The 9,426-nt window shown below is 61.8% G+C and carries 8 protein-coding genes; 7 read left to right on the forward strand and 1 reads right to left on the reverse strand.

Annotation, left to right across the window (positions count from 1 at the left end; genetic code table 11):
- Nucleotides 1-135: 135 nt before the first annotated feature.
- The gene (locus tag QMX86_RS25690; protein WP_016772851.1) at nt 136-582 is read right to left on the reverse strand and encodes a response regulator; all 447 of its coding nucleotides are present in this window, start codon (nt 580-582) and stop codon (nt 136-138) included.
- 255 nt (nt 583-837) lie between these two features.
- On the opposite strand from QMX86_RS25690, the gene QMX86_RS25695 reads away from it, so the two are divergent.
- From QMX86_RS25695 to QMX86_RS25725, 7 genes are all read left to right on the forward strand, one after another.
- Nucleotides 838-2,772, forward strand: a complete 1,935-nt coding sequence (locus QMX86_RS25695) for a putative nucleotidyltransferase substrate binding domain-containing protein (protein ID WP_306662997.1) — start codon at nt 838-840, stop codon at nt 2,770-2,772.
- Entirely contained in the window at nt 2,769-3,476 is a 708-nt protein-coding gene (locus QMX86_RS25700; RefSeq protein WP_282387023.1) for a 3'-5' exonuclease, read from the forward strand. Before QMX86_RS25695 ends, QMX86_RS25700 begins: the two co-directional genes overlap by 4 nt.
- A 346-nt stretch (nt 3,477-3,822) precedes the next feature.
- Entirely contained in the window at nt 3,823-4,299 is a 477-nt protein-coding gene (locus QMX86_RS25705) for an RNA polymerase sigma factor (RefSeq protein ID WP_221264883.1), read from the forward strand.
- Entirely contained in the window at nt 4,296-5,270 is a 975-nt protein-coding gene (locus QMX86_RS25710) for a FecR family protein (protein WP_282387024.1), read from the forward strand. Before QMX86_RS25705 ends, QMX86_RS25710 begins: the two co-directional genes overlap by 4 nt.
- Before the next feature lie 258 nt (nt 5,271-5,528).
- Nucleotides 5,529-7,955 (forward strand): TonB-dependent siderophore receptor, encoded by a 2,427-nt coding sequence (locus QMX86_RS25715; RefSeq protein ID WP_282387025.1) that lies wholly within the window; start codon nt 5,529-5,531, stop codon nt 7,953-7,955.
- Nucleotides 7,956-8,029: 74 nt separating this feature from the next.
- The gene (locus QMX86_RS25720) at nt 8,030-9,160 is read left to right on the forward strand and encodes a PepSY-associated TM helix domain-containing protein (protein ID WP_282387026.1); all 1,131 of its coding nucleotides are present in this window, start codon (nt 8,030-8,032) and stop codon (nt 9,158-9,160) included.
- Complete coding sequence (locus QMX86_RS25725; protein ID WP_016772844.1) at nt 9,157-9,336, forward strand: hypothetical protein; 180 nt, start codon at nt 9,157-9,159, stop codon at nt 9,334-9,336. The genes QMX86_RS25720 and QMX86_RS25725 overlap by 4 nt, the downstream gene beginning before the upstream one ends.
- The last annotated feature ends 90 nt before the right edge of the window (nt 9,337-9,426 follow it).

Below are 9,426 nucleotides of genomic sequence, written 5' to 3' on the forward strand. Positions count from 1 at the left end.
TTGATCGTTCCCACGCTCTGCGGGGGAATGCAGCCCGGGACGCTCCGCGTCCCACAACTGCGGACGCGGAGCGTCCATTGATGCATTCCCACGCAGAGCGTGGGAACGATCATCTGCTGGGCGGCGAAATATGTCTTAAGGTTCTATGCCCAATTCGTGTTTCACCAGCTCAAGCAACTTCCCCGTATCAATCGGCTTGAGCAGAAAATCCACCACGCTCAAGTGCATCGCTTCGATCGCATCTTTCACGTCGGCATCGCCGGAGACGATGATGATCGGCATCGCTGCCCGTACCGATTCACGCACCTGGCGAATCAGCTCCAGGCCATCGACATTGCCCATGCGCAGGTCGGTAATCACCAGACCGATCGAAGGCTTTTCATCGAGCATTTTCAGCGCGGTTTCACCGCTGGCTGCGGTCATGCAGCGAATGCCGTCCAGCGCGAGAATCTCCGACAACAGCTCGCGGGCGTCCTTGTCGTCGTCGACGATCAGAACACGCTGCGGCGGCAGATCAGGTTCGAGCATCACTGCGCTGAGCGCTTCCCGCTCGGCGTCGCTCAAAATATCGTGGTCGGACATGGCGCTCTCTAAATGTTCAAACAATCCCTGGCAAGTCGTCAGACATCACCGGACAGCGCTTCAATGTGCACTTCGTCGGAATTTTTTCCAAGTGCCCAAGGCAAGCTTTTCCGAGCTTTTGCGTAGGTTATTTCCGAAAATCGGCCAATGGTGGCAAAACCTAGACTTACGTCCAATGGGCACCCTGCCCGCCGGGGTCGACCATGGTCGCAACGATCCGACAACAACAATTCGAAAAAGACTGCGGTAATGGTTATGAGCAAAGCGGACGCCTTCACCCAGGCAGGGAAAACCGCGGTGTTGCAGAACATTCAGGGCACCCTGCAATTCCTCCAGCGCTTCCCGCCCTTCAATCAGATGGAACACGCCCACCTCGCCTATCTGGTGGAGCAATGTCAGCTGCGTTTTTTTGCCCAGGGCGAGAGCATCATCAAACCGGCCGACGGCCCGGTGGAACACTTTCATATCGTCAAACAGGGTCGGGTGGTCGGCGAACGCCAGCACATCACCAAGCCCGGCACCGAGACCACCTTCGAAATCACCACCGGCGAATGCTTTCCGCTGGCGGCGCTGCTCGGTGAGCGCGCCACACGCACCGAACATCTGGCGGGCGAAGACACCTTCTGCCTGCAACTGAACAAACTGGCGTTCATCAAACTGTTCGCCCTTTCCAGCGCCTTCCGCGACTTCGCCTTGCGTGGGGTGAGCAGCCTGCTCGATCAGGTCAACCAGCAAGTCCAGCAAAAAGCCGTGGAGACCCTCGGCACCCAATACTCGCTGAACACTCGTCTCGGTGAACTCGCGATGCGCCATCCGGTGACTTGCAGCGCCGAGACGCCGCTGCGTGAAGCGGTGAAGCTGATGCACGAGCAACAGGTCGGCAGCATCGTCGCGGTGGATGAGCACAAGGCGCCGCTGGGGATTTTCACCCTGCGCGATTTGCGCCATGTGGTCGCCGAAGGTGTCGGTGATTTCAGCGACGCCATCGAACAGCACATGACTCGATCACCGTTTTATCTGTCGCCGGATCACAGTGCCTTCGATGCGGCGATCGCCATGACCGAGCGGCACATTGCTCACGTCTGCCTGGTCAAGGATCAACGCTTGTGTGGCGTGGTGTCCGAGCGTGACCTGTTCTCCCTGCAACGGGTCGATCTGGTGCACCTGGCCCGAACCATCCGCAGCGCGCAACGGGTCGAACAACTGGTGACCTTGCGCGGCGAGATCGGCCAACTGGTCGAGCGCATGCTCGCCCACGGCGCGTCGTCGACGCAGATCACTCACATCATCACCCTGCTCAACGATCATACGGTGTGTCGGGTCATTGAACTGACCCTCGCCGAAAAGGGCGACCCGGGCGTGCCGTTCAGTTGGCTGTGTTTCGGCAGCGAGGGTCGACGCGAGCAGACGCTGCACACCGACCAGGACAACGGCATCCTGTTCGATGCTCGCGATGCCGCGCACGCAGCAGAAATACGCGGCAAGCTGCTGCCGATTGCCCAGCAGATCAACCAGAGCCTGGCGCAGTGCGGTTTCACTCTGTGCAAGGGCAACATCATGGCCGGCAATCCCGAGCTGTGTCTGTCGCGGGCCGAATGGGCACGACGCTTCGCGGCGTTCATCCGCGAAGCCACGCCGGAGAACCTGCTGGGCTCGAGCATTTATTTCGACCTGCGCGTGGTCTGGGGCGATGAGCAAGGCTGCGAGCAATTGCGCCGGGGCATCCTCGATCAGGTCGCCGACAACCGTTTGTTCCAGCGCATGCTGGCCGAGAACGCGCTGCGCAATCGCCCTCCCGTTGGGCGCTTCCGTGAATTCGTGCTGGCCCGCAAGAACGGCGAGAAAGCCACGCTGGATCTGAAGATCCAGGGCCTGACGCCGTTCGTGGACGGCGCCCGTCTGCTGGCGCTGGCCAATGGCATTGACGCCAACAACACCCTCGAACGCTTTCGCCAACTGGTCGATAAAGAGGTCATCGAGCCGCTCGACGGCGCGGCGTATGAAGAGGCCTATCACTTCATTCAACAAACGCGGATGCAGCAGCATCAGTTGCAAACCCGGGAAAATCAGCCGTACTCCAACCGCGTGGATCCCGACAGCCTCAATCATCTCGACCGACGTATCCTGCGCGAATCCCTGCGCCAGGCGCAGCGCCTGCAAAGCAGCCTGACCTTGCGGTATCAGCTATGAGCCTGTTCTCCTGGCTACGCCCGGCCAGCCCCGTGGTGTCGGCGGACTTGCAGCAGCGGCTGGCAAAGCTGCCGGCGCTTGCCGAGCTGAGCGAATGCAGCCTGCGCGAGCAGCGCTGGGTGGTGCTGGACCTAGAAACCACCGGCCTGAATATGAGCAAGGATCGGGTCCTGTCGATCGGCGCGGTGGTGATCGAGGACGGCGCGATCGATTTCCGTCAGCAGTTCGAACGCACCTTGCAATGCCGCGAATTGAAGCTCAGCCCCAGCGTGCTGATTCATGGCCTCGGCCCTAGTGCAATTGCCGCAGGCAGCGACCCAGCGGAAGCGTTGCTGGAGTTGCTGGAGTTCATCGGCGACAGCCCGGTGCTGGCGTTTCATGCGCCGTTCGATCAGCACATGCTCGGGCGCGCAGTGAAGGAGCACTTGGGGCACAAGCTGCAACATGTGTTTCTGGATGTGGCGGATATCGCGCCGTTTCTGTGTCCGCAGGCGCAGATCCGCGAGGCGGGGCTGGATGAGTGGATCGAGTGGTTCCGGCTCGAAGTGTTCGAGCGGCATAACGCGAGTGCCGATGCGCTGGCCACGGCGGAGTTGGCATTGATTCTGTTCAGCCGGGCGCGGGCGCAGCAGATTTACAGTCCGTTGCAGTTGCAGCAGCGGTTGAGCCAGTGGAAGCGCAGGCAGCAGGCGCCGTCCTTTTAGAATCATTCAGATCAAAAGCCCCTCACCCCAGCCCTCTCCCGGAGGGAGAGGGAGCCGATCGTGGTGTCTGAAGCCTTATATCAACCTGAAAGACCGAGTCGATTGAGGAATCGCTGAAAATCGTTCAGGTCGGTGTACCTCCAGAATATCCCCCGATCAGTCCCCTCTCCCTCCGGGAGAGGGCTAGGGTGAGGGGCTGCCCTTGATTCATCACCTGACCAGTGGCCAATTGCTAACCATTCCCACCTCTGCCGGAATCGCGAACTATTCTCGTTAGTTAACATTTCCCAATCGGTGATATCCGGTGTCGTCAGTGCCCAACCCCCACAGTGAGCTCGTCGGTGCGATGTATCGCGACCATCGCGGTTGGCTGCTGGCGTGGTTGCGGCGCAATGTGGCGTGTCCGCAGCGTGCCGAAGACCTGAGCCAGGACACGTTCGTGCGCTTGCTCAACCGCGACGAACTGCTGACGCCGCGCGAACCTCGGGCGTTTCTGGTGGCGATCGCCAAAGGCCTGTTGTTCGACTACTTCCGCCGCGCCGCGCTGGAACAGGCCTACCTCACCGAACTGATGCTGATCCCCGAAGACGAACAACCGTCGGTTGAAGAACAGCAAATGATCCTCGACGACCTCAAAGCCATCGACCGTCTGCTCGGCAAGCTGTCGACCAAGGCTCGTGCGGCCTTCCTGTATAACCGCCTCGACGGCCTCAGCCACGGCGAAATCGCCGCCAGACTCGGCGTCTCGGTGCCGCGCGTGCGGCAGTATCTGGCCCAAGGCCTGCGCCAGTGTTACATCGCCCTTTACGGTGAGCCGACATGACCGCGGCCAGTTCGCGGCCCGTGCCGGCGCATGTGCTGGACGCGGCGATTGCCTGGCAATTGACCCTCGATTCGAGCACCGCACTGGAGCGCGAGGAATTCGCCAAGTGGCACGCGGCACATGAAGAACATGCCCGCGCCTGGCGCCAGTTGGGCATGCTCGATCAGCGCTTCAGCGTCGCCAAGGGCCCGGCCCGAAGTGCGTTGCTGCAATCGCGCGAAGGCATCCGTCGTCGCATGCGCAAACTCGGCAGTGGGCTGGCCAGTGTCGTGGTGATCCTCGGGCTCGGGCTGTTTGTCAGTGAGCGCTACCTGCCGCTGGATTACTGGCTCGCCGATCAGCGCACCGCCACCGGTGAACAGCGCACCGTGCGCCTGTCCGACGGCACTCTGCTCAACCTCAATACCCACAGCGCGGTCGACGTACGCTTCGATGACGAACGCCGCTTGATCGTGTTGCAGGAAGGCGAAATTCTCGTCGAGACCGGGCATGGCGACGCGCGGCCGTTTATCGTCGAAACCCGCGAAGGCAGCATGCGCGCGCTGGGCACGCGGTTTCTGGTCAAGCGCGAGGACGATGGCACACGCCTGAGCGTGTTGCAGTCGGCGGTCGCGGCCCATGCCCAGGCCAACCCGCAAGAACTGGTTCTGCGCGAAGGCCAGCAGGTGCTGTTGCGCAGTGACGGGCTGGGCTCGATTGCCGCCCTCGCCCCCGGCGCCGATGCCTGGACGCGCGGCATGCTGGTGGTGGACAACGCACGGCTGGGCGATCTGGTGCACGAGCTGGGGCGCTATCGTCGCGGGCATCTGGGCGTGGCGCCGGAAGTGGCCGATCTGCGCATTACCGGCAGTTTTCCGTTGCATGACACCGACAAGGCACTGAGTGCATTGCTGCCGACCTTGCCGGTGCAGATCGAGCGGCATACGCCGTATTGGGTCACCGTGGCGAAGGCGCAGCCCTCCGCCCCTTGACATGATCGTTCCCACGCTCTGCGTGGGAATGCAGCCCGGGACGCTCTGCGTCCCTGCCGAAGCGGACGCAGAGCGTCCAATGAGGCATTCCCACGCGGAGCATGGGAACGATCAATGTGGGAGCGAGCCTGCTCGCGAAGGCGCCATCAGCCGCACAACCATTTCCTGCCAAAAAGAATTTCCACCCAGCCCTATCACTTTTCCAATCTCGTCCGGCACACAGGCAATTGAGAAATATTTCCATTCAGGAGCCGCCGTATGTCCCGTTCGCCAGACACCTTGTTGCGCCCCAGTCTGCTGGCTTTTGCCATCGCTTTCGGCACGCCGCTGATCAGCAGCCCGTTGCTAGCCGCTGAGCAAGCGTCCAGCGTGCGCGCCTACAACCTGCCGGCGGCGCCGCTGTCGACCACCCTGAACCAGATCGCCAGCCAGGGCGGCCTCGCCCTGTCGCTCAATCCTGCGCTGGCCGCCGGCAAAACCTCGGCGCCGGTCAACGGCCAGTACGACGCCGCCGGCGCCCTGCGCGCGGCTTTGCGCGGCACCGGTCTGCAGCTGGAACAGAGCAGCGCCGGCACTTACACCCTGGTGGCCGTGCCGGAAGGCACGCTGGCCCTGCCGGAAACTTCGGTCATCGGCGTGGAAAACTTCGAAAGCGCCTGGGGCCCGGTCGAAGGCTACACCGCGACCCGCACCGCCGCCGGCACCAAGACCGACACCGCCTTGGTCGAAGCACCGCGTTCGATTTCGGTGGCGACCCGCCAGCAAATGGACGACCGCAGCGTGCACAGCCTCGATGACGCCGTGCGCTACATGCCGGGCATCACCGCCAGCAGCTACGGCAGCGACACCCGCGCCGACTGGCTGCGCGTGCGCGGTTTCGAACCGACCCAGTTCCTCGATGGTCTGCCGCTGCCCAAAGGCGTGTACGCCAACCCGAAACAGGAAACCTGGAACCTCGACCGCCTCGCCCTGCTGCGTGGCCCGGCCTCGTCGGTGTACGGCCAGACCCCGCCGGGCGGTTTGCTCGACATGGTCAGCCGCCGTCCGAGCGCTGAAGCCAGCAGTGAAATCCAGCTGCAATACGGCAGCGATAACCACCGCCAGATCAACTTCGCCAGCACCGGCAAGATCGATGAGGCCGGGCAGTTTCTCTATGGCCTCAGCGGCGTGGTGCGCGACAGCGGCACCCAGGTCGATCACGTCGACAACAAGCGCTACAACATCGCGCCGAGCCTGACCTGGAACATCGATGACGACACCAAACTCACTCTGCTGAGCCAGTTCACCCGCGACGACACCGGCATCACCAGCCAGTTTCTGCCCATTCAGGGCACCAAAATCAAATCGCCGCTCGGTGATATTTCCCATCACAAGAATCTCGGCGATCCGGATTGGGAATACTACGACCGCACCTACTACGCGTTGGGTTATGCCTTCGAACATCGGTTGAACGATGTCTGGCAGTTCAAACAGAACCTGCGCTACACCAAGTCGGACCTGTCGTTCCAGTCGCTGACACCCGGTTCCTACCCGTTCACCACCGTGGATGCAGAGGGCAACGTCGGCCGCACCAGCACCAGCGTCGACGAAGACATCAGCCAGTTTGCCGTGGACAACAACTTCCAGGCCGACTTCGCCACGGGTGAGGTTCGCCACACCTTGCTGCTGGGTCTGGATCACCAGCGCAGCAACACCAACTACACCTCGATCTTTGGCGATGGCCTGCAGACCAACGTCATCAACCCGATCTACGGCCAGCCGATCGTACGTCCAGCACGCTCCACCGCGTTTTACGACTACAACCAGAAGACCTACCAGACCGGCCTCTACGTGCAGGACCAAATGGCCCTCGATCAGTGGCGCCTGACCCTCGGCGGCCGTGAAGACTGGGTGCACACCAGCACTGAATTCTTCAACAAGGGCGATGCGACCAACACCCAGCGTGACAAGAAATTCAGCGGCAACGCGGCGCTCAGCTACGTCTTCGATAACGGCTTCGTGCCGTACCTGTCCTACGCCGAATCCTTCCAGCCGACCACCGGCGCCGATGCCACCTCGACCGGCTCGCTCAAGCCAACCGAAGGCAACCAGTGGGAACTGGGCATCAAATACCAGCCTCCGGGCAGCAAGACCCTGCTGACCGCCGCCGTGTATGACCTGACCCAAAAGAACGTCGCGGTGAACACCTTCGTCAACAACGTCTCGGTGACCAGCCAGACTGGCGAAGTGAAGGTCAAAGGCCTGGAGCTCGAAGCGGTGTCGGATGTGACCGACAACCTCAAAGTCATCGCCGCCTACACCCTGGCCAAGTCCGAAGTGCAGAAAGGCGTCGACAAGGGCAACCGCCTGCAACTGATGCCCAACCAACAAGCCTCGCTGTGGACCGACTACACCTGGAACGCCGGCGTGCTCGACGGTTTCGGTATCGGTGCCGGCGTGCGCTACACCGGCAACACCTACGGCGACAAGGCCAACACCTGGCTGGGCAAGGCCGATGCCTATACCGTGTTCGACGCCAGCGTGCATTATGATCTCGGCCGTCTGGACAACAGCCTCAAAGGTGCGTCGCTGGCGGTGAATGCGACCAACCTGTTCGACAAGGACTACATTTCCACCTGCGACAGCTTCTACTGCTACTACGGCGACCAGCGCAGTGTCGTCGCCAGCGCCACTTACAAGTGGTAAGCCAGTGAGCTGAAACAGGCCCTGTTCCCAGGCCGTCCGTACCGGACGGCTTTGGTGTTTTTGAAGGTCATGCAATGAAAAGTAAAACCATCCGCCGCTGGTCGTTCATCCACACCTGGACCAGCCTGATCTGCACGGTGTTTCTGCTGATGCTGGCGCTGACCGGTCTGCCGCTGATTTTCAGCCACGAGATTGATCACGCGCTGGGCAACGCCCCGGAACTGCGCGAGATGCCGGCCGACACGCCGCAACTCGACCTGCAGCAACTGGTCGATGCCGCACAGAAACATCGCCCGGGCGAAGTCATGCAGTACTTCGGTTATGACGACGAAGAGCCGAACGCGGCGTTCGCGATCATGGCCAGGACGGCCGACACCGAGCCGAACTCTTCGCACACCTTCATGCTCGATGCGCGCACTGGCGAAGCGCTGGAAACCCCTTCGGCCAACGGTGGCTTGATGCTGTTCATCCTGCGCCTGCATGTCGACATGTTTGCCGGGCTGCCGGGCAAGCTGCTGCTGGCGTTCATGGGCCTGTTGTTTGTCGTGGCAATCGTCTCCGGCACGGTGCTGTACCTGCCGTTCATGCGCCGCTTGAAATTTGGCACCGTGCGCCAGGACAAATCAACGCGGCTGCGCTGGCTCGATCTGCACAATTTGATTGGCGTCGTGACCCTGACCTGGTGCCTGGTGGTAGGCGTGACCGGGGTGATCAGCGCCTGCGCCGACCTGCTCATCGCCGCCTGGCGCAACGACGCGTTGACCACGCTGATCGCGCCGTATCGCGATGCGCCGCCGCTGACCCAACTGGCGCCGGCTACGCGGTTGCTCGACATCGCCGAAGAAGTCGCACCGGGGATGAAGCCGGATTTCATCGCCTTCCCCGGCACGCGCTTTTCCAGCGAGCACCATTACTCGGTATTCATGAAGGGCGGCACGCACCTGACTTCGCACCTGCTGACGCCGGTGCTGATCGACGCCACGACACTTCAAGTCACCGCCGTGGCGGAACGGCCGTGGTACATGGACGCCATGGGCATGTCGCAGCCGCTGCATTTTGGTGACTACGGCGGCATGCCGATGAAGATTCTCTGGGCAACCCTGGATGTGCTGACAATCATTGTGTTGGCCAGTGGTGTTTATCTTTGGGTAGTGCGGCGCAGGGCGGCCAAGCCTGTTCTGGAAACGGCGGAGGCCTCGGCATGAAGCCGCGTCAGTCGAGTTTCTGGAAGGTCTTCAGCACACCGATCGTGATCGCCCTGCTCAGTGCGGCGGGGCTGTTTGCGGCGTTGCTGGGGGATGGAATCTGGGATGCGTTGAGCTGGGTCGGGCTTGGCGTGCCGGCGTTTCTGGCGATAAGAGGTTTTCTGCCGCGAAGCTGAGAATCCCTTGTGGGAGCGAGCCTGCTCGCGAAAGCGCCCTCACATTCAACATCAAAGTCGACTGTCACGCCGCCTTCGCGAGCAGGCTCG

It is taken from the genome of Pseudomonas sp. PS01270 (genome assembly GCF_029959775.1).
Classification (GTDB): Bacteria; Pseudomonadota; Gammaproteobacteria; order Pseudomonadales; family Pseudomonadaceae; genus Aquipseudomonas; species Aquipseudomonas atacamensis.

Coding starts and splice junctions, on each gene's coding strand:
- QMX86_RS25720 (WP_282387026.1), top strand. CDS start 8,030: ATGAAAAGTAAAACCATCCGCCGCTGGTCGTTCATCCACACCTGGACC.
- QMX86_RS25695 (WP_306662997.1), top strand. CDS start 838: ATGAGCAAAGCGGACGCCTTCACCCAGGCAGGGAAAACCGCGGTGTTG.
- QMX86_RS25725 (WP_016772844.1), top strand. CDS start 9,157: ATGAAGCCGCGTCAGTCGAGTTTCTGGAAGGTCTTCAGCACACCGATC.
- QMX86_RS25690 (WP_016772851.1), bottom strand. CDS start 582: ATGTCCGACCACGATATTTTGAGCGACGCCGAGCGGGAAGCGCTCAGC.
- QMX86_RS25710 (WP_282387024.1), top strand. CDS start 4,296: ATGACCGCGGCCAGTTCGCGGCCCGTGCCGGCGCATGTGCTGGACGCG.
- QMX86_RS25700 (WP_282387023.1), top strand. CDS start 2,769: ATGAGCCTGTTCTCCTGGCTACGCCCGGCCAGCCCCGTGGTGTCGGCG.
- QMX86_RS25705 (WP_221264883.1), top strand. CDS start 3,823: ATGTATCGCGACCATCGCGGTTGGCTGCTGGCGTGGTTGCGGCGCAAT.
- QMX86_RS25715 (WP_282387025.1), top strand. CDS start 5,529: ATGTCCCGTTCGCCAGACACCTTGTTGCGCCCCAGTCTGCTGGCTTTT.